General features: G+C 61.5%; 20 protein-coding genes. All 20 read right to left on the minus strand.

The genetic code is table 11. The features are described 5' to 3' along the window. Window positions 1-23: 23 nt before the first annotated feature. The 20 genes from IPK09_09200 to IPK09_09295 all read right to left on the minus strand — a co-directional run bounded on the left by IPK09_09200 (window position 24) and on the right by IPK09_09295 (window position 20,546). Window positions 24-509 (minus strand): hypothetical protein, encoded by a 486-nt coding sequence (locus IPK09_09200; protein ID MBK7983788.1) that lies wholly within the window; start codon window positions 507-509, stop codon window positions 24-26. Window positions 510-521: 12 nt separating this feature from the next. Next, window positions 522-1,565 carry a peptidyl-prolyl cis-trans isomerase gene (locus IPK09_09205; protein ID MBK7983789.1) on the minus strand — a complete coding sequence of 348 codons (1,044 nt, stop codon included), beginning with the start codon at window positions 1,563-1,565 and terminating at the stop codon, window positions 522-524. Between the two features lie 80 nt (window positions 1,566-1,645). Next, window positions 1,646-2,875 (minus strand): VCBS repeat-containing protein, encoded by a 1,230-nt coding sequence (locus IPK09_09210; protein ID MBK7983790.1) that lies wholly within the window; start codon window positions 2,873-2,875, stop codon window positions 1,646-1,648. A 126-nt stretch (window positions 2,876-3,001) separates the two neighbouring features. Next, window positions 3,002-4,030 (minus strand): hypothetical protein, encoded by a 1,029-nt coding sequence (locus IPK09_09215; GenBank protein MBK7983791.1) that lies wholly within the window; start codon window positions 4,028-4,030, stop codon window positions 3,002-3,004. 277 nt (window positions 4,031-4,307) lie between these two features. Next, the gene (gspD, locus tag IPK09_09220) at window positions 4,308-6,686 is read right to left on the minus strand and encodes a type II secretion system secretin GspD (GenBank protein MBK7983792.1); all 2,379 of its coding nucleotides are present in this window, start codon (window positions 6,684-6,686) and stop codon (window positions 4,308-4,310) included. Between the two features lie 17 nt (window positions 6,687-6,703). Beyond that, window positions 6,704-7,321: a hypothetical protein gene (locus tag IPK09_09225; protein ID MBK7983793.1), complete on the minus strand. Its 618-nt coding sequence runs from the start codon at window positions 7,319-7,321 to the stop codon at window positions 6,704-6,706. Then, window positions 7,322-7,918, minus strand: a complete 597-nt coding sequence (locus tag IPK09_09230) for a type II secretion system protein M (protein MBK7983794.1) — start codon at window positions 7,916-7,918, stop codon at window positions 7,322-7,324. It abuts the gene before it with no gap. Beyond that, window positions 7,918-8,976 (minus strand): PilN domain-containing protein, encoded by a 1,059-nt coding sequence (locus IPK09_09235; protein ID MBK7983795.1) that lies wholly within the window; start codon window positions 8,974-8,976, stop codon window positions 7,918-7,920. The genes IPK09_09230 and IPK09_09235 overlap by 1 nt, the downstream gene beginning before the upstream one ends. Window positions 8,977-9,068: 92 nt before the next feature. Further along, window positions 9,069-9,965: a general secretion pathway protein GspK gene (locus tag IPK09_09240; protein ID MBK7983796.1), complete on the minus strand. Its 897-nt coding sequence runs from the start codon at window positions 9,963-9,965 to the stop codon at window positions 9,069-9,071. After that, window positions 9,962-10,549 (minus strand): hypothetical protein, encoded by a 588-nt coding sequence (locus IPK09_09245; GenBank protein MBK7983797.1) that lies wholly within the window; start codon window positions 10,547-10,549, stop codon window positions 9,962-9,964. The genes IPK09_09240 and IPK09_09245 overlap by 4 nt, the downstream gene beginning before the upstream one ends. A 47-nt stretch (window positions 10,550-10,596) precedes the next feature. Then, window positions 10,597-11,001: a type II secretion system protein gene (locus tag IPK09_09250; protein ID MBK7983798.1), complete on the minus strand. Its 405-nt coding sequence runs from the start codon at window positions 10,999-11,001 to the stop codon at window positions 10,597-10,599. Beyond that, window positions 10,998-11,462 carry a GspH/FimT family pseudopilin gene (locus tag IPK09_09255; GenBank protein ID MBK7983799.1) on the minus strand — a complete coding sequence of 155 codons (465 nt, stop codon included), beginning with the start codon at window positions 11,460-11,462 and terminating at the stop codon, window positions 10,998-11,000. The genes IPK09_09250 and IPK09_09255 overlap by 4 nt, the downstream gene beginning before the upstream one ends. Before the next feature lie 18 nt (window positions 11,463-11,480). Further along, window positions 11,481-11,918 (minus strand): type II secretion system major pseudopilin GspG, encoded by a 438-nt coding sequence (gspG, locus tag IPK09_09260; GenBank protein MBK7983800.1) that lies wholly within the window; start codon window positions 11,916-11,918, stop codon window positions 11,481-11,483. Window positions 11,919-12,011: 93 nt separating this feature from the next. Next, complete coding sequence (gspF, locus tag IPK09_09265; protein ID MBK7983801.1) at window positions 12,012-13,232, minus strand: type II secretion system inner membrane protein GspF; 1,221 nt, start codon at window positions 13,230-13,232, stop codon at window positions 12,012-12,014. A 1-nt stretch (window position 13,233) separates the two neighbouring features. Continuing rightward, on the minus strand, window positions 13,234-14,931 hold the full coding sequence (gene gspE, locus IPK09_09270) for a type II secretion system ATPase GspE (GenBank protein ID MBK7983802.1): 1,698 nt from the start codon (window positions 14,929-14,931) through the stop codon (window positions 13,234-13,236). Further along, the gene (gene rfbD, locus IPK09_09275; GenBank protein MBK7983803.1) at window positions 14,921-15,805 is read right to left on the minus strand and encodes a dTDP-4-dehydrorhamnose reductase; all 885 of its coding nucleotides are present in this window, start codon (window positions 15,803-15,805) and stop codon (window positions 14,921-14,923) included. The genes gspE and rfbD overlap by 11 nt, the downstream gene beginning before the upstream one ends. Before the next feature lie 3 nt (window positions 15,806-15,808). Beyond that, on the minus strand, window positions 15,809-16,366 hold the full coding sequence (rfbC, locus tag IPK09_09280) for a dTDP-4-dehydrorhamnose 3,5-epimerase (GenBank protein ID MBK7983804.1): 558 nt from the start codon (window positions 16,364-16,366) through the stop codon (window positions 15,809-15,811). Next, window positions 16,363-17,247 carry a glucose-1-phosphate thymidylyltransferase RfbA gene (gene rfbA, locus IPK09_09285; protein MBK7983805.1) on the minus strand — a complete coding sequence of 295 codons (885 nt, stop codon included), beginning with the start codon at window positions 17,245-17,247 and terminating at the stop codon, window positions 16,363-16,365. The genes rfbC and rfbA overlap by 4 nt, the downstream gene beginning before the upstream one ends. A gap of 49 nt (window positions 17,248-17,296) precedes the next feature. Continuing rightward, on the minus strand, window positions 17,297-19,135 hold the full coding sequence (gene glmS / locus IPK09_09290) for a glutamine--fructose-6-phosphate transaminase (isomerizing) (GenBank protein MBK7983806.1): 1,839 nt from the start codon (window positions 19,133-19,135) through the stop codon (window positions 17,297-17,299). Window positions 19,136-19,280: 145 nt separating this feature from the next. After that, a complete protein-coding gene (locus tag IPK09_09295) occupies window positions 19,281-20,546 on the minus strand; it encodes an acetate/propionate family kinase (GenBank protein MBK7983807.1) in 1,266 nt (421 codons plus the stop codon). Window positions 20,547-20,567: the final 21 nt, after the last annotated feature.

Raw genomic sequence — 20,567 nt, forward strand, 5'->3', positions numbered from 1 at the left:
AGTCGAACGCCGCGTTAGAAAGCCTAATCGCGTGATGTCTCGTGGTACCACTGACCATCCAGCAACACCCAGGAATCGGCAATCGTTTGCTTGGTCCAGCCGATGGTGCCGATCATGACCTCCGCGCTGATTCGAGTAATCCCTTTATCACCCTCAATGCGCGCGTCTTCCACCTTGACCTTACGAACCGGCATACCCTGCAAGCCCATGGCGTGTTCCAATTTTAGCCAACCGCCAGGCCGCGAGGCCGATTCCAATTCGTATAACGTCTTAACGTCGCGCGATTGGCGCGCTTCCCAGTACCGCTCGATCCGTTCTCGCAGCGCCTTCAATTGCTCGGACGGAGCGGTCGATCCAGCGGCCGGCGGAACCGCGCCTGACTGTTCAGGGACTGTGGGTTGCACCGCAGCCGGCGTTTCAGCTTTGGATGCTTCGCTTTGCGCCGGAACTGTCCAAAGCCAACCCAGCATCGCCAGACCCAGAAAATTGGCCCATTTCACATCGAACATGACACTCACCATTTAAAGGGCGGATTCAGGAACGGCACCTTTCAATTCGGGCATTTCCACCTTAACGCCGACCTCCTTGGCCAGTTTCCAGGCGTACTGCTCGCGCGCCTTCGCCTGCGCCTCTTGCCGGATGCGCTGCACGATGCTCTCCCGCACATTCGCGTATGGCGCGACCATGGGATCGCGCTTGTCCTGCAACAGGAGAATCTCATAGCCCACCGGCGATTCCAAGACGTCGGAAAACTGACCGATTTTTAGATGTTCAACCGCTTTTTTCAACCAGGGATCTTTTTCAGGCTGCACAAAACCCAGATCGCCCTTGGCCACCTTGGCTTGGGGATTTTCGGTCAACGCCTCGGCCAAATCGGCGAATGGCTCGCCGGCCCGCAGGCGTTTGAGCGCCCCTTCCGCCTTGGATTTAGTTGCCGCCTTGGCAGCCTCGTCCGCCTTTTCGGGCAGGCGGAACTGGATCTGACTGACCCGCACCATGCCGGGTATGCCAAAGGCTTCCGGATGCTGCTGGTAATAGCGGTACAGTTCGTCCTCGGTGGGAACGGTCTCAGGCGGCGGGAAATTTTGCTTTTCCAATTGCTTATAGGCTTTGGCGTAATCCAGGCTGGTGGGAGCGTAATCCTTCGGCAGTAAACCTTGCCTGAACATCGCTTCCTCCATCAGACGATCCAAAATGATCTCCCGCAAGATCTCGGTCTTGCCCGGCGCGGTGCGGGCCTTCAAAACCAGCTTGGTATCCTGGGTGATGTAGCGCATGAATTGCTCGACCGTGATTTTGCGATCTCCGACCCGCGCCATGATCACTTCCGGCACTTCCGCTGAGGCCGGCGCTTCCTTGACGGACGCCGCTTGATCGGCCGCTGGCGCGCCGGCTGGAGGATTTGAGGCAGCGGCGGGCGTCGGTGCTTGGGGCGTTGGCGACGCGCCGGCCGATGGGGCTTGGACAGGGGCATCGGCGGCGAAAACTGGCGGATAAACCGCTATCGCGCCGACAAAGAAAAACGCGGCCGCCAGCCCGGCAGCGGGATTAGCGCTGATGCTCATAATGGTTCCTCTGAGAGTTTATCTGGCCGTCATCTTCATTTTAACGAACCAGACTTAACGTCTTTGCGTTCGCTTGGAATTCAATCAGGCTTGACGGCGGTCGTCGGATTGACCGACAGCTTGCCGAAAATATCCCATAAAGGTCCGTAAATTACTTCGGATTGCGCTTCGCCTTGATCGGCCACCACCGCATCGAGCCACTGATCGCCATCCACATCGACTAATTCGACCCGGTTTGGCCACGTAAAATCCGGCCGCGCCAGGACTGAGGTTTCGAAGTCGCCCGGCCGTTCCTTAAGCTCTCGATACAACACCAGCGCGCGGGAACCGCCCGCCAACAGATAGCGTCCGCCCGCGTCCTGACCGACCGCGAGCGTGTGCACGCCGGTCGAGCCTGGATAAGGAATCGGCCCTCCACGGGTGAATTGACCCTTGCCGTCGTTAAGCAGCCTCACAATGCGCGGACGCACCGACATCGGAACCAGTAAATCCATAGCGCCATCTTGATTGAGATCGAACGGCACGACATGGCGCGGCCAACCCATTTTGAAAGCCGCCAGCTCGCGCAAGCGGGGTGCTTGTTCCGAACCGGCATGTTCGATGGCCCATATTTTATTGGTGCGAAACGTTGGAAACACCAACTCCGGCACCTTATCGCCATTCAGATCCACCAGACGCGCGGGTTGTGGATCGGCTTCTGTCGCTATTTCAATAGCAGCTCTGGTTTGGCCTTTTTCCGGGTTAAAATCGCGCAGCAGCGTCACGCTCGAACCGGTATAAGGCGCGACCCCCAGGCTGAGCGGGCCCCAATCAGGCCACGAAAATGGCGTCGTACCGAGCGGATGGGGCAGGCTGTAGTCGGAGATCAACGTCAAGCGGCCATCGGGTTGAGCGGCCGTTACCCGCAAGAGGCTTTTTCCCTCGGCGTTGATCAAGTAGCGCTTGGGCGCGCCGGGCAACGCGATGGTGTCGTTCGGATGAAATCCGGCGATGTCTTGTTCGTCGGTGGCTTCAAAGCGGCGCGCGGCGGTCTGCCGAAACACCCGAAGCATATTGCCGCCGTGGGAGGTAAACAACAAATCCAGGCGGCCATCGCCGTCCAGATCGTCCACGAGAACATGAAATGCTCCGCTATTGACCAAAAAACGGGTCTGGTGGCCTTCCGAATCGCTCCAGATCGGCTGTTTCTCGGTCGGACCATTTGGCGCATCAATTGTTGCAACACCCGTTTGATTCGATTCCACAGCCTCCAAATCAATCGGCCACCCGATCACTATCGCCGCCAAAACGAGCAAGAGTTGTTTTTGCATCTTAATCTAAGACTTTAATTGACCTTCCTTTAAACCAAAAACAAAAACGGCGCACCGATCGTACGCCGTTTCAGCCGCCGCTCTCTCCGCAACGCGGAGAGAGCGGCGATGAGATGCTAGTAATGCTTACTGAATACCACGCTCGTGGGCCAGCTCGGTCTGGGTTTGGTCGGTACCACTACCGTTGACACCGATCAAGCTAAAAGCCACACCCGCGCGCGAGGTAGGAGCGTCGGTAGGGCCAACACCATCGGCCACGCCAAACAACACAAAACCAGTCTCGGCTAAACCATCCTTGATAGTAGCCGTGATCAGCCGGCCTTCTTTAGCACCCACGCCGACCCCAACCACATTTAACTCATAAGGAACGTTGGTCGTAGCGGAAATGGCCCTTTCGTCCGCATCATAGACCAGAATATTCTGATTGGTGCGGGCGTCGCTGTTATCCGGGAACCACAGCACAAATTCCGTGTCACCACTCGGAGCATCAGCTTTTAAATAATAGCGCAAACTGAATAACGCTCTTTGGCCCGCGCCGCTCGCCAGGGCCATGCCAGCCTTCACCGGGTTAACATTCGTTACGAATGCGCCAACGTGATCAACTTCATCGCCCAAAGAACCGTCAGCCGAGTCGACCAGCGGAACCACGGGGATATAAGCTTGCGTGGCCCAATTGCCCCTGATCTGATAAGCAGCCCCATAGAGAATCATTCCGCTTCCAGCAGCATCACCGGCGGCATTATCGGTTATGACCATGTAGCCCGGAACGTTCAAGGCACTGGGGATCGGCCGCGTGGGATCTTCGACGATGCTGCCGAAATCGATGCCAACCCAGTCGTTACAGGTCACCGGCAAAGTGTTGTCCGCGACCTCATTGCTTTCTTTGTCGAAGAAGAACCAATGCAGGCGGCCGTTGCAGCTCTCCGTCGTCTTGGTGCCGCTCAGCGTGTTGAACTGGCTGACGCTGACGCTGTTCGGGCTAGCGGCCACAACACTGATCATGGTGTTGAGCTTGCCGGCGCCGGCCGTCACGACATAGGGGATCAGCAGCGCGTCACCAGGGGTTCCCTGTTGCACGGCATAAGCAGCGCCGGAAGCGCCAAGGGCCGCGGCAACCGCCGCCGCCACGCCAACTTTCTTAAAATTCGCCATCATCTCGTAACTCCTATAGGTTGCATCGCACGAGCGCTTTAACAAAAAGCAGAGACTGACTACCAGTGAGAGACTACATGGGAATCCAGCCGGTGTCAACATAACAACATATTTTTGTTGTTTGCGCAACAGCTTTATCCTTACAACAAAAAATTTACTTGTATTATTTATAAATAGAATAGATATGAAATGCAAGGATTGCCTTACCGTTCCCTTTTACAACATCCTATCCCGGCGACAGCAAAGTTGCAAATCAACAACAAACAAGCCCACAACGCACTCAGGATGCGGGCACCATGGGCGCGATTTCGCGCATCTTGCGCTTGAGCTCCTCGGTGACTTGCTCGGCATCGCGGCTGTTTTCAACCACCCGCGGGGTCAGCAGCACGATTAGTTCGGTCCGATCCAGCACTTCGGAAGTACTGCCAAACAAAGATCCGATCACGGGAATTTTGTAGAGCACCGGCAGGCCGCCTTTTGAGACGGTCCGATTATCCCGAATCAGGCCACCCAGCACTAGGGTTTGGCCGCTTTTGACCGCCACTTTGCTGGTCACGCTGCGCTCCAGAAACGCTCGCTGCTTGGTGGCATCGTCTATGCCTCCAACATCAACGACTTCCTGTTTGACTTCCATATTCACCATACCGCCGGAATTGACGCGCGGCAACACTTCCAGCAGCACCCCAGTGTTCTTGAGGTTGAAGGATTGGAGGTTTCCCGTACTGGTCGAACTGCTGATCTGGCCTAAAATGGGTTGCTGCGTGCCTACTCTAATCAGTGCCTGCTGGTTGTCCAGCACCATCACATGCGGCGAGGAAAGCACCTTGACCTTGGAATCGCTGGCCAGCGTTTTCAACAGCGCGCGCACCATTCCGGCATTGTCCATAATCGCGTAGGAAAAGGCGTTGGCCGAAGCGGGAAGCACACTAGGCACCGCTGCTCCACCAGAAGTGGCAGCGGTAGCATCAAGGCCCAGCGTGCTGTTGCCGATTCCCAACGACCCCACACCCTTATTGCCGACATTGTGACCGACATCGTTATTGAAAAACCACTGCAAGCCGTATTGCAACTGACCGGACAAAGTCACTTCAGCGATGGTCGCTTCGATCAGCACTTGGCGGGGCGTGGTATCCATCTTTTGCAACGTGCTGATAATCCGCTCGTAATTTTGATGGGTCGCCCAGATGAGCAAGGAATTGTTCTCGGTATCCGCCACGATGCGAACCTCCTCCATGCCCGCGCTGGGTCCGCCGGAGCCGATGGCGCCGCCAATGGCGGATGCGGCCCCGCCACCGGCGGTCGCCGACGCCCCTCCACCGATCCGTCCGCTGGCGCGACCGCCGCCAGCGGCCGAGGAGTTGCCCGTCGAGGAAGACCCCAGCGAGGACGACGCGCCGCCAGCGGGCGATCTTCCCGATAGCGTCGAGGCGCTGCCACCGCTCAAACCCGAGCCGCCCGACAATCCACCTCCCGAATCCAGGCCGCCGGCCCCCAAGCCACCGCTCGTTCCCAAGCCGCCACCCGACAATTGCCCGGCTTTTAAACCCGGCGCAACCTCTCCACCTCGACCACCTTGACCGCCGCCACCGAGATTGAACAGGCCGTTGAGCAGTTCGGCGACATAATCGGCCCGGCTGTTCTGCACCTGATAAACATACAGACGCTCGCCACCCACGCCATCCAGCCGTTCGATCCAGACGGCGACTTCCTTCAGGTACTCGGCCTGCGGCGTCACCACCAGCACCGCGTTCAGCTTGCTCAGCGGCACGAAGCGTATCAACCCGGCCACCGGCGTCCCCGACCCCTCGCCCAGCAACTGGTTCAAATTGGTCGCCATGGCCTGGCTGTCGATGTTGCGCAACCGGAACATGCCGATCGACATGCCTTTCAGCCAGTTGACATCGAAGGTTTCGATGGTGCTTTGCACGCTGGCCAGCTCTTGCGGCGTGCCGGCCAGGATCAGCAGGTTGCGGAGGGTATCCGCTCGAAGCACGCCGCCTTCCGGCAGAAACGGCGCGATGATCGCTTGCATTTCGACGGCGCTGACATAGCGCAGCGGCACGATCCGCACGCTGTAGCCAACCCTGCCGCCACCGCCCAAGCGTGGAACCAAGTTCCCCTTTTGCACGGCCCCAGCCGCTGGAATGATCCGGTACATGTTTCCGTCGCGCACCAGCACCGCATTGCTCATGCGTAAAACCGTCTCCAGCGTAGGCAACAACTGGTCGCGCGCGAGCGGCCGGGTGGTCTGGACCGTCACTTCGCCTTGCACCTGCGCATCGACCGTGTAATTAGCCTTTAGCGTGTCGAAAATCACTTTGGCGACATCGCGAATGTCAGCCCCCTCAAAATTCAAGGTGACTTCGCCTGGGGAATTGGTGGAGGAGGTCGCCGCCGGCGCGGCTTGGGACGCAATTTTCTTGTCGATGAAATTCCCCGTCCCCGGCGATACCAATGAAGGTCGGGAAGACGGCGCACTCGTTTCGCCCTCGACGCCCGTCGAGGGCGAAGGCAGCGGTCTTGCGGTCAGCCGCGGCGAACCGCCGACCGGCGTACCGTCGGCCGCCATTTCCGCAGCCTCCTCAGTCGTTGAAAACACGGCGCACGCACCGAGCGAAGCCAGCATGAGGACGGTTGGTAATAGCCAACGTTTTTTCATAAACGGATCATCCATCGTTATAGGGGCGGCGGCGGCACCACGGCTTGTGGTAGTTCTCCCGGCTGCGGCACGACCGGAACAACGGCCGGCGGCGCTGTTTCTTGCGCGCCCCTGGCGCCGGTTCGACCCGTCCTGGCTTTGGGCGGTCTTTTTTGGCGCACCAAGTTCAGCTCGCGGCTAACCTGCCCTTGACGGATCACGACCTGATTGGGCAAGACCTTTTCCAACAGCCACCCATCGACTGTCTCGCCCGGTTTGATCCGCACCGTTTTGGCGTTCGGCTCCTCCGGTCGCAACAGCGCTGTGGTGAGATTAGGGCTGATCATGACGCCCAACAGCAAAAATTTCTTCTCCGGTCCGGCCGGTGGTTTTTCCGGCGCGGGTTCTTCGGGCGGCGGCGGCTCGGGCCGCCGGTTGGCGACGAACAACGGACGACTGCTTATTTCGTTATAGGTTGACGCCACGGGCAACCGAAATGGCGCGACCGGCGTCACCACCGGCAAATCGGGCGGTTTTTGATTGGCCGTATTGACGGCCGGCGCTTGGGGTGGATGGCGCAGCTGCCAAAACAGGGCGGCGGCGGCCAGCCCGGCAACCGACACCCAGAAAACCAAACCGACCGCTCTAGCCGACACTTAACCGCTCTCCTTGCGCAAATAGCCAGAAACTTCAAATTGAACCGTCAGTTGCACTCGGGTGTAACTCGCCAATCGCCCGTTGGGCAAACGTGGCCGGTTGTCCCGCGCGCTGACATCGACATTATCGACAAATAACAGCGGCGTCTGCGCTTCAAGGTTGTACAAAATCTTTTGCAAGCTTTCGGGATCGCCCACCAGAGACGTGCTGATGCTGACCTTCACGGCGTTGCTCTCTTCGACCGGCGGCAGCGTCTGGGTGCTACGCAAGGTTGCGCCCGACGCCTCAACGATCGTCTTGATGCGTTGTTGTAGATCGGCGGCCGCCAGCGGCGGCGCGGATTGCGGTAGATATTGGACCGACAGTGCGGGGTCCTGCTGGATGCTCGCAATCAACCGTTGGATCGGCTCCCGGCTGGCTGCCATCCGCTCCAACTGCGCCACGCGCCCCTGAGTTTGCTCCAGGCGGTCATGATAAAAATGATAGCGAGCGACCAATACCCGATCCACCAGCAGGTAAAACCCGCCGATCGCCAACGACAGCAGCAGCAACGCCGACAGACGGTGGCCCAGGCTGGGCGTGGCGAGCGCGACCATCAGGGTTCCAAGCCAATTCGGGCGTTCAGCATGAAACGCTCCTTACCGAAACGCGGGTCGATGGTGACCGGCGACATGAAACTGGTACCGCTCAAGAGTTTCGAGGCCTCGATGATGCCAACCAGCGCCGAAGCCTTGGCGGACTGGCCGACGATTTGCGCGTTATCGCCCTTGACCTGCAAGCGCTCCAACCAGGTATCGTCCGGGAGAATCCCCGTCAATTCCCGCAACAGATCCACTCTGGCCGGCAAAGCTTGTTTTTTCCGCGCCAGCATCCGCGAGGTTTCCAGCGCCCGATCGAGCTGATCGCGCAAGGCCAGAGCCTGATTCGCGGCGGGTTGGAGCTGGTCGGCTTTGACCATGGTGGCGATCAGTAACGCGCGCTGTTGCCAGATCGGCAAGATCGCCGCCGCCGCGACCAGCAGCAGCGCGGTGGCCATCAAAACCGCCCAGAGCCGGCGCTCCCAAAAACCGCGGCGCACGCGCTGCTCTAGGGGCAACAAGTTCAGGTGGGGACGGCCGCCGGCCACGTCGATCACATCCGGCGGCAAGCCCCGTTGCCGCAACGGCGTCAGGAACGGCTCCACGGTAAGCTGCGGTAGCGCGGTCAATTCGACCTGCAACCGACGCTGTTCGGGCTGGCGCTCCAGCACGGCCACATCGTAGCAAACCTGAGCGGCGGTAAACGGCGTCAGGCGATCCATTTCAAATCCGGCCACCTGACGCAGGTTTTTCTCGGCGGCCAGCGGTAGCGACAACGGCCGGACCAGCGCTTGACCGGCCGGAAAGCGCAACACCAATTGCCGGGGTCTTTCGGTCCTGAACCATTCCGCCACCGCGTTCCAGTCCGGCGCCGCGCGGTCCAGCCGTTCCAGTTCCTGGGTTTGACCGGCTTCCTCGCGCAGCAAAACGCACTCGCCGTCGCTCAACGCAACCACGAGCTGTCGCGAAGAACCCGCCAACCAGAGCCGGACCGATAGCGGCAACCACGCCAGCAAACCGTCCCGCCACCACTGCCAGAGGGCATTGCCATTCCAGCGAGGGTTGAGTTTCAGCATCCGCAAACTTGTCGCCACTGCTAAAAGGACTCCACAAAGTCTGGCTCCCGGCTTCTGAGCCGCCCACTGCAAACCGTCAAAAGAAAGGATTCCTAACGCCCTTCGCGCCAGGCCAGCACCCGGAAATTCTGCCCGTTAGCGCCCCCCCGTATTTCGGTGGCCATCTTAACCAGCGCCGCCGTCCCCTCCGCCGTCTCCGCCGCGACGGTCATATGATAAACGTTTCCTCGCCCTCCGGAAAAAAAGGCGTTTCCGTTGGCTTGCAGCAGCGGCGGTGGCGGCAACCCCTCAGCGGCGGCACGGGCGCGCTCCGCGACGTAATCGGCAACCGTCCTTTCGTCCAGCCCCAAAGCGCGCAACAACCAAGCCGGCGCCAGTTCCGGCGCGATCCCGAGGTGGGGTGAAAACACGGTAACCCCGTCGGCGATCCGTTCGTAGACTTGCTTGGTGATGCCCTCGATTTGCTGCAATTCCTCAACGCTTTGAAAAAGCGCTTGCCGCGAGCCCATCCATTGGGTGCGGGTGGCGTCAAGGCCTTCCGGTTGCTCCAGTTGCCGCCGCCGCATGAGCGCATCGACCAGCCGATCCTGACTGGCGGGTTCCACTCCGGCGCCCGCGAACAACAGCTTCAGCACGCTGGGATCGGCGGTATTGAGATCGACCAGACCGTTGGCGCTGGTCACCTCGATCCGCAAACGCCCGCCGCCGAACGTCCATTCGCGCGGGTCGCCGTTCGGCGGCCATTGCTTGCGGCTGGCTTCCTGATCCAATTGCCAGGCCTGAGCGTAGGCCACGCCCGCCTCGGCCAGCGCCCTGGCCCGAGCGCGTTCGGTGGTGCTGGTGGCCAGCCGCGTCTCAATCCGCATCGAGTAGGCGAAGCTGCCCGCCATGACCGCCAACAGCGTGACGATCCATAATACGATCACCAACGCCATGCCGCGCTGCGGCAGGGCCAGCGCCAAGACCCGCAGTCTGCAAACCGCGTTCATCGGCGGGAACCCTCGATCAGCGCGGCCACTAAATCGGGCCAAGGCTCGCCGCCTGGCCGGTTCACGTTCAAGCGCACCAGCAACGGCCGCCGCTCGGTGCTGGACCAATCGGCGCGCCAGCGCGGCGGTTGCTGGTCGTCGTCTCGCTCCGGGCCGAAATAACCCCATTCGGCGCCGGCTACGCCGTCCAGCAATACCGTTTCGCGCTCCCCACCCGCTGCTTTATCAGGCCCCTCATTCGCCTGATAAAGCCGCCAGCGCATCCACAACCGGCCGTCGCTGGCGCCCAGGCGAATTCGATACAAACCACCCTGCCCTAGTTGGGTCAACAATGGCGCCACGAATTCGATGCCGTCTGCCTGACCGGAAAACACGACCACTCTGTTGCCCTGCTGGTCGTTGGTTCGAACGGTCATGGATTGCACCAACTGGCGGCGTAAGAATTCCTGCACCAGTCGCAGCCGGTTGGTCGCCTCGGCCCGCCGCTCGCCGCTGTCCGTACCGTTCAACCCCAGCCGCAAGCCGCTGTAGAGCACCACCAACAGCAAACCGAGCAAGGTGATGGCGACCACCAATTCCAACAAGGTGAATCCCGCTTGTCCTCGCCTCGGACCGCGCTCTGTCCGGACCATCAGGCCGGCCCTTGCGGCGGCGGCAGGGGCGCCAACCGCAGCGTTTCCAGAACGACGGAACGGGTCTGCGTCACGCCGTTCCAGAACACCTCGACCTCGACTCGATAGGCGCGCACTCGGGTTTTTTCGGGATCGGGCATTCCATCAATGTAGGGGCTTATCCGGCTGCGCCAGGAAAATTGCTCGTTGATCGGACCGGAATGGCTGCCCTCACTGAGCGGTGCCTCCCGGCCGATGGCGGCCAAAATCGATTCGGCGTACAGCGTCGCTTGCGTGTAATCAGCGGCCGTGCCGGCGTTGCGCAAGCCGGTGGCGAACACTTGCAACAGTACGCCCAATGAAATGCTGAGGATGGCGAACGCCACCAAGATTTCGAGCAAGGAGAAACCGCGCTGCCGGCTCACGGCACGTCCTGCTCGACGATGGCGACGCCGCCGGTCAGCCAATCCACGTTCACCCGATAGGCCCGTTTCGGCCCGCTGACCGTGATCGCGCCGCCGGTGGAACTGCCGTCCGGAAAAAAGCGGATGTTGCCGGTGGTGTGATTCCACAGTTCCGACTGGGCGGTATGAAGCTGTAAGGCCAGGGTGTCCGGCAAGCTGATTTCGCGCGGGTCGCCGCTGACCGCGAAGCGGTGTTGGGCCAGATCGAGCGTCAACGTGGCCTCCCGCTGGCGGGTGACCGCCTCATTGCGGGCGAAGCGCAAACCGGCGGCCAGTTGCCGCGCCGCGCCGCGCAGTTCGGTGGCGCCGCTCAAGCCGGACAACAACGGCGGCGCGACCGCGACCAACAGCACCGCAATCACCAGCACCACCATCAGTTCCAGCAGGGTAAAGCCCCGCTGTCGCGGTCGGATCGACGCCATTCGGTGGGTCCGGCGCGGCTACATCCAGCCCACGACATCCTGATTTTCGCCGTCGCCGCCTTCGGCGTTGTCGGCCCCCAGCGAGTACAAATCAAACGCCCCGCCGCTGCGTTGGCCGGGCGCGCGATATTGATAATCGTTGCCCCAAGGGTCTTTGGGAATGATGTTTTTCTTCAAATAAGGACCGTTCCACCGGCTGGCGCCCGCCGGCTGAGCGACCAATGCTTGCAAACCTTCCGCCGTATTGGGATAGCGCCCCATGTCCAGCCGGAACGCATCGAGCGCGGTACTGAAATCCTCGATTTGCAATTTGGCGGTTTTAGTGTTGGCGCCGCCCAGGTACTTCATGACCTGCGGTCCGACCAACCCCGCCAGCAGGCCAAGAATCACCAGCACCACCAACAATTCGATCAAAGTAAAACCGCGCGAGCGGCGAACGTCGCTGTGGAATCTCATCGGTACGCACCTACAGAAAGTTCAGTTCGAAACGCGGGAGCCTATCCGGCGCGGCGCGAGCCGCGCCCGCCGGGACTCATCTACCAATCCGGCTTAGAAAGCCAAGTCGTTGAGGCTGAGGATAGCCACCAGGATGGACATGATGATACCGGCCACGACCACGCCCAGCCCTAAAATCAAGGCGGGCTCCAGCAGCGTCAGCAAGCGCTTGACAGCGGTTTGCACCTCGCCATCGTAAGTGTCGGCCACCTGGATCAGCATCTCCTGCAACTGGCCGGTTTCTTCACCGACCCGAATCATCTGCACCGCCAGCTTGGGGAAATGGCCCGCTTCCAACAACGGTTCGGCCAACCCCCGACCGGTCTTGGCGTGTTCCGCCACCTCGCCCAGCGCGCCGGCCAATATCTGGTTGCTCAGCGTCTCGCGCACGATGGTCAAGGCGCTTAGCAGTGACACGCCGTTGCCGAGCAAGGTTCCCAGCGTGCGGCTCAGGCGGGCGGTTTCGACCTTGGCGATCAGGTCGCCAAACAGCGGCAAGCGCAACAATCGCCGATCCCAGCGGGCGCGGCTGTCCGGCTGATTCAACTGCCGGCGCGCCACCGTCACGATCGACCCGATCACGATCAGCCCGACCCACCAGTAATGCCGGAACCCGTTGCCGAGGGCGATCACGACCTGCGTGGCCAGCGGCAGCGCCTTGCCGGCGTCCGCGAACAGGCGCTCGAACTGCGGCACCACGAAGGTCAGCAAGATGATGACCGAGAGCACGGCGACCGAGAGCAGGATGATCGGATAAATCAGCGCCGAGGTCACCGTTTCCCGCAAGGCTTGCGAGCGCTCCAGAAACTCGTTCAGCCGCTTCAGCACCGTTTCCAGCGCGCCGCCGGATTCGCCCGCCCGGACCATGTTCAGATAAAAGCGCGAAAACGCGCCTTGCGCCTCCAGGGCGTCCGCCAGCGTCGAGCCGCCGCGCACTTTTGCCTGCACCCGCTCCAACAGAGCCTTGCCGCGTTCGTCCTCGGCGACGCCGATCAAGATGGTCAGCGCCCGATCCAACGGCATTCCAGCCCCCAACAAACTGGCCAGTTGCTGGGTAAACACGCCAAGCGCCTTGCGAGATAATGCCCGACGTTTGCTGAACAGCGGCTGACCCAGACCGCCGCGCAGCAACCCGCCTTTGGCCTCGTCAACCGACAGCGGCAACAAGCCCTGATCGCGCAAGCGCTCGATGGCCGCGTCCGCACTCGCCGCCTCCAGCTCGTCGCGCAACACCTCGCCGGCGGCATCCACCGCTTCGTAGCGATAGCGGGGCATATCAGGCGTCCTGCTCCTGCTGGGTGGTCACCCGCAGCACTTCCTCGATGGTGGTGACGCCGGCGACCGCTTTGCGCAGGCCGTCTTCGTACATGGTGTCCATGCCTTCCTGCTGGGCGGTGTCCTGCAAGTCGCCGGCGTCGGCGTGTTTCAGCACCAGCCGCCGCAGTGGGTCGCTCATCACCAGGAATTCCATGATCGCCGCCCGGCCCCGATAGCCGCTACCCCCGCAGTGCTCGCAACCGACCGGTTTATATAAGGTGATGTCGGGCGTGTCGCTGAAGCGGTGCAAGCGCATTTCCTCGACCAGCTCCGGCAACGCCGGATACGGCTGACGACAGCGGGTGCACAGCAGGCGCACCAAGCGCTGGGCCAGAATGCCGTTGATGGTCGAAGTCAGCAGATAGTCTTCAACACCCATGTCCAGCAAGCGGGTGACGCTGCCGGCCGCATCGTTGGTGTGCAGGGTGGACAGCACCAAATGGCCGGTCAAGGCGGATTGCACGGCGATGCCGGCGGTTTCCAGATCGCGCATCTCGCCGATCATGATCACATCGGGGTCCTGACGGACGATGGCGCGTAAGGCGTTGGCGAAGGTCAGATTGATCTGCGGCTTGACCTGAATTTGATTGACGCCTTCCAATTGGTATTCGACTGGATCTTCGACGGTCAGAATTTTCCGCTCCGAGGTGTTGATGGTCTGCAAGGCGGTGTACAGCGTGGTGGTCTTACCGCTGCCGGTGGGGCCGGTGACCAGGATGATGCCGTGTGGTAGATGCAGGATTTCCAGGAAACGCGCCAAGGTGCGCGGACTGAAGCCCAGCACCGGAAAATCCAGCACCACGCTGGCCTTATCCAAAATGCGCATCACCACGCTCTCGCCCCACAACGTCGGCACGGTGGACACGCGCAAGTCGATTTCCTTGCCCTGCGCCCGCAACTGAATCCGCCCGTCCTGCGGCAGACGGCGCTCGGCGATGTTGAGCTTGGCCATGATCTTGATGCGGGAGATGACCGCCGCCGATAATCTTGAGGGCGGCGACTCCACCTCGCGCAGCACGCCATCCACCCGATAGCGGACCTTGAGCCGGTTCTCAAACGGTTCGATGTGGATGTCGGAGGAGCGCGACTCCACCGCGCGGGCGATCATCAGATTCACCAACCGGATGACCGGCGCTTCGCTGGCCAGGTCCTTGAGGTGTTGGATTTGTTCCTCGTCGGTCAGATCCTCCGCCAGCCCGATGGAATCGACGATCTGGCCCATCGCCGAACGGCCGCTGCCGTACAGCCGTTCGAAGGCGACTTCGAGTTCGGACGGAATCGCCACCCGAGCCACGATGGTTTTGCCGGTGGCCAGCCGCAAGGCGGACAGCACGTAATCATCGGTGGGATTGGCCATCGCCACGGTCAATCCCTGGTCGTCCTCGAACAGAGGGATGACCCGCGCTTCCTTGAGAAACCGCGCCGAAACCCCGCCGTTGGTCACCGAGATTTCAGGATAATCGACCGGCTTGACCAGGGGCAGCTTCAGGCGCGCGGCGACCGCCTCGGCCAGATCGCGTTCCGAGACCAAGCCCAGCTTGACCAGCAACGTATCCAGCCCTTCACCGCTGCTCTCCCGCACCCGTCGGGCGCGTTGCAGGTCGGCGGCGGTCAGCTTCTGGTGCTCGACCAGCAGTTCGCCGAGGTCAACGGCCATGGATGGCAAACAACAAAGTGGCCAGACTATCGCGCCACGACGCGGGGTAGATACTGAAACACGAACCCAATCGGGAGCAGTCCAGCACCGAATTGGCGGGGCGCGCCGCCGGCGTGGGATAGTCGGCGGTGGTGATGGCGGTCACGGTGCGGGCCAACAGTTTTTCATGCGGTCGCGCCCGTTCGAGGATGGCGGCGGCGAACTCGTACCAGGTCGTGGCTGGCTCGCCGGTATAATGGTAGACGCCCCAGAGCTGACGGGTGTCGATTTCCTCGGTCCGTCCCACCAACTCCAGCAAGACATCGGCGATGTCGCCGGCATAGGTCGGGCAGCCGTGCTGGTCGGCGACCACCCGCAACTCCTCGCGCTCGCGCGCCAGCCGCAGGATGGTCTTGACGAAATTCCGACCCTCCACCCCGAACACCCAACTCACCCGCACGATCAGATGGCGGGGCCACAACCGCCGTACCGCCTGATCGCCTTCCCACTTGCTTTGGCCGTACACGCCCAACGGCGCGGCGGGATCGTCCTCGGTGTAGGAACCCACCTTGGTTCCATCGAACACGTAATCGGTGGAAATGTGCAGCAAGGGGATATTCAACCTCGCGCAGGCCGCCGCCAGATGGGCGGGACCATCGCGATTGACCGCGAACGTCCGTTCCGGTTCCTGTTCGGCCTGATCCACGGCGGTGTAGGCCGCCGCGTTGATAACGGCATCCGCGCCGCTCGCTCCCAGCGCCCGATCCACGGCGGCGGCATCGGTGATATCCAGTTCGTCCACGTCCCAGGCCAGCACCTCGTAGCCGAACATGGGCGCGCGCCGGCTCAATTCCCAACCTACCTGACCCTTGGCGCCGATGATCGCAAGTCGCATGGCTCAGCCCTCGTAAAGCGGCAGCTTGTCGCTGACCTGATCGCCCAAGCGCGGATTTTCCCGGTCCTTGGCCGACAACGACACCTCTCGCAACGGCCAGTCGATGCCGATGTCGGAATCGTCCCAGGCGATACCGCACTCCGACGACGGATGGTAATAGTCGGTGCATTTATAAAAGAAATCCGCGTCTTCCGACAACACGCAAAAGCCGTGCGCGAAACCCGGCGGAATATAAAGTTGACGGTGGTCGACATCGTCCAGCACGCAACCGTACCAGCGGCCAAACGTCGGCGAACCGCGCCGGATGTCCACCGCCACATCGAACACCGCGCCGCGCGTCACCCACACCAGTTTGCCTTGTGGTCGCACCATTTGGTAGTGCAAGCCGCGCAACACCCCGCGCCGCGACCGGGAATGATTGTCCTGCACGAAGCGCTCGGGCATACCGGCCCCGCCATAACGCGCCGCCTGCCAGGTTTCCATGAAAAAGCCGCGCGCGTCACCGAAAACTTTGGGCTCTAGCAGCAGCACGCTGGGCAAATGCGTGGCAATCACCTTCACGGCGCGATCTTCCGTTCCAACAAATCCATCAGATATTGACCGTAACCGCTCTTGGCCAGCGGTTCCGCCAACTGCACCAGTTGGTGGTCGTCGATGAACTTCATCCGCCAGGCCACCTCTTCGGGACAAGCGACTTTCAGACCCTGCCGCTGCTCGACCACTTGCACGAAATGGGCGGCGGCCAACAAGGACTCGTGCGTGCCGGTATCGAGCCAGGCATAACCGCGCCCCAACAGCTCGACGTTCAGTTCGCTGCGTTCGAGATAGACCCGGTTGACATCGGTGATTTCCAACTCGCCGCGCGCCGAGGGCCGGATATGCTTGGCGACGTTCGCCACGTCATTGTCGTAGAAGTACAGCCCGGTCACCGCGTAATTGGATTTTGGCGCTTTCGGCTTTTCCTCAATGGCGACCGCTCGGCCGCATTCGTCGAAACTGACCACGCCGTAGCGTTCGGGATCGCGCACGTAATAGCCGAACACGGTGGCGCCGCGCTCGCGGGCGGTGGCGCGGCGCAGCAACGCCGACAGACCCTGACCGTAATAAATGTTGTCACCGAGAATCAGGCAGGCCGGATCGCGGCCGATGAAGCGTTCGCCGATCAGGAAGGCTTGCGCCAAACCGTCGGGGCTGGGCTGGACCGCGTATTGAAAGTTAACGCCCCAGCGCGCGCCGTCGCCGAGCAGGCTTTGATACGCCTCCTGGTCGCGGGGCGTGGTGATGATCAAAATATCCCGAATCGCCGCCAGCATCAGCGTGGCGACCGGATAGTAGATCATCGGCTTGTCGTAGACCGGCATGAGCTGCTTGCTGACCGAAACGGTCAGCGGATGCAGCCGGGTGCCGGAACCGCCCGCCAGTATGATGCCTTTGTAGGCCATTCAAGATCCGTCAGGTTGGTGATCGAGGGAAAGAGTACCGCAAGCCGCTCTATTCGACCGTGACCGATTTGGCCAGATTGCGCGGCTGGTCGACATCGGTCCCCTTAAGGATGGCGACGTGATAGGCCAGCAGTTGCAGCGGCACGGTGAACACGATGGGCGCGATCGATTCCGGGACGGTGCCCAGCGACAAGACATGGGTGCTGACGCCGCTGAGGTGCGTGTCAACCTCGCTGTCGGCGAACAGGAACAACTCACCGCCGCGCGCCCGCACTTCTTGCAGGTTCGACAGCACCTTTTCCAGCAAGCCATCCTTGGGCAACACGCACACCACCGGCATGTCGGCATCGACCAGCGCCAGCGGCCCGTGCTTGAGTTCGCCGGCCGGATACGCCTCGGCGTGGATGTAGGAAATTTCCTTGATCTTGAGCGCGCCTTCCATGCCGATCGGGTACTGCGGGCCGCGCCCCAGAAAGAGGGCATGATGTTTTTCGGCGAAAAACTCGGCCAGCTTTTCGATGGCGTTGTTCAATTCCAAGGCCTTTTCCAACGCCCGCGGCAACAGTTCCAGATCGCGCACCAGCGCCGCCTCGGCGCTTTCGCTCAAGCCGCGCTGGCGGCCCAAGAGCAGCGACAGCAAGCGCAACGCCACCAGTTGGGTGGTGAACGCCTTGGTGGACGCCACACCGATTTCCCGGCCGGCACGGGTCAGCAGCGCCAGAGCCGATTCGCGCACCAGCGAGCTTTCGGCGACGTTGCAAATGGTCAGGGTGGACAGATAGCCGCGTTCCTTGGCCGCGCGCAGCGCCGCCAGGGTGTCGGCGGTTTCGCCCGACTGCGAAATGCTGACGAACAAGGTGCCGGGCGGCGTCACCCCTTGCCGGTAGCGGTATTCGCTGGCCACCTCGACCGTGCAGGGAAGGCCCAAATGCTCCAGCCAGTAGCGCGCGACCAAACCGGCGTGATAGCTGGTGCCGCAAGCGATGATATGCACGCCTTGCACCCGCTCGAACAGCGACCCCGTGTCCGGCCCGAAGCTGTCTTCCAACACCCGGCCCTGATGGATGCGCCCTTCCAGGGTCTCGGCCACCACGCCCGGCTGTTCGAAAATCTCTTTCAACATGAAGTGGCGATAGCCGCTCTTGCCCGCCGCACTGCCCATCTGCCCCGAATAGGACAGCGGCCGCTCCACCGCCTGTCCGTCCCGGTCGTAAATCTTGAAGCCCTCACGCCGCACTTCAGCGACATCGCCTTCTTCCAGAAACACGAAGCTTTGCGTGACCGGGGCCAGCGCGAACACATCCGAGGCGATGAAGTGTTCTTCGATGCCGATACCCAGCACCAGCGGGCTACCGGCGCGAGCCGCGATCAGCCGTTCCGGGTCTTCGCGGCAGAGCACGCCCAAACTGTAAGCGCCCGCCAACTGCGTCACGGTTTCACGCACCGATGCGAGCAAATCACCGCCGTTTTTGCGCAAGTGCTGGTCGATCAGATGGGCGACCACTTCGGTATCGGTATCGGATTCAAATCGATAGCCGGCCGCGCTCAGCTTGGTTTTGAGTTCCTGATAGTTTTCGATGATGCCGTTGTGGACCACCGCCACCGAGTTGTTGCTGAGATGCGGGTGCGCGTTGCGCTCGCACGGCTCGCCGTGCGTGGCCCAGCGGGTGTGCGCGATGCCGATCGGCCCACGCACTGAGTCCTGCTGCAAGCGCTCCGCCAGGGCCTGCACCTTGCCGACCGCGCGCACTCGATGCAACCGATCGTCGCGGCTGTCGAGGGTGACGATGCCCGCCGAATCATAGCCGCGGTATTCCAACCGCCGCAGCCCTTCGAGCAGAATGGGAGTGACATTTCGTTCAGCGATAGCGCCTACAATTCCACACATAGCAATTTATAACCACGCAATTTATGAATAACTTTTAGACAGCCAGCTTTTAGACTAACGGCATGAGCGGCGAGGAACAAGCGATTTGAGGTCGCCACCGCGCCACAGCTTTCACGACGGAGCGGCATGAGACGGTATATTGCATTTAATGTTCCAACACGAGTTGGCGCGTGTGACGGGCGATGATCAGTTCTTCGTTGGTCGGCAACACCCAAACCGTCACCCGGCTGGCCGGCGTGCTGATACGGGTATGCCGCTCGGCGTTGGCGACGGCATCCAGTTGGATGCCCAACCAACCCGATCGAACGCAAACCTGCTCGCGCACCGCCGTGGCGTTTTCGCCGATGCCGCCGGTGAACACCAGCGCGTCTAGGCCGCCCAGCGCCGCCGCCAGCGAGCCGAGTTCGCGGGCGATGCGGTAGGTGAAATAATCCACCGCCAGCTGGGCGTTGGGGTCGGAACTCGCCAGCAATTCGCGCATGTCGTTGCTGATGCCCGACAGACCCAGCAGGCCGGATTGCTTGTACAGCAGATTGTTCAAATCCCGGACGCCCATGCCGTGGCGTTCCAGCAGGTACAACAACACGCCGGGATCGAGCGAGCCGCTGCGCGTGCCCATCGGCAACCCTTCCACGGCGGTGAAGCCCATGGTGCTCGCCATGCTTTTGCCGTCCCGCATGGCGCACATGCTGGCGCCGTTGCCCAGATGCGCCACCACCACTCGGCCCGTGGTCGATGTTTCCATCTCTTCCGCCAAGGCGCCGGCGATGTACTCGTAGGACAGGCCGTGAAAGCCGTAGCGCTGCACCCCTTCTTGCCGGTAAATCTTGGGCAAGGCGAACACGCGCGCCAACTCGGGCTGCCCGAAGTGAAAGGCGGTGTCGAAACAAGCGACTTGTGGCAAATCTGGGCGCACGGCGGTCAAGGCGCGGATGCCGGCCAGATTGTGCGGCTGATGCAACGGCGCGAGCGGGATGAAGGTTTCCAAGCGCGCCATGATTTCCGGGGTCAGCCGTTGCGGGTCGCTGAATTCCTTGCCGCCATGCACCACCCGATGCCCCGCCGCGACGATCTCAGGGAGTTCGGGCTTTTTATCGAGCCAATCCAGCAGATCGCGCAACGCGATCTGATGATCGTAAACCTCGCCGTCCGACGAAACTGAAGGGGCGTCGGTCGCCCGCCGGCGGTGATCGGCTCCCGCTTTCCGATACTGGCCGGACGGCGGGGTCGGACGGACATCGGCCAACACCGTTCCAGCGTGATCGAACGCCTTGAAACGGGGGCTTTCCTCACCGATGCTCTCCAGCACGCCCCGGCAGACCAGCGCCAGATCGCGCTTCGCCGCCAAGGCGAACACTGAAAATTTGATGCTGGAGGAGCCGGCGTTAATGACCAGCAAACCCTTCGACATGCCTGCAACCCTCACGCGCGA

This window comes from Candidatus Competibacteraceae bacterium (genome assembly GCA_016713505.1).
Lineage (GTDB): Bacteria > Pseudomonadota > Gammaproteobacteria > Competibacterales > Competibacteraceae > Competibacter_A.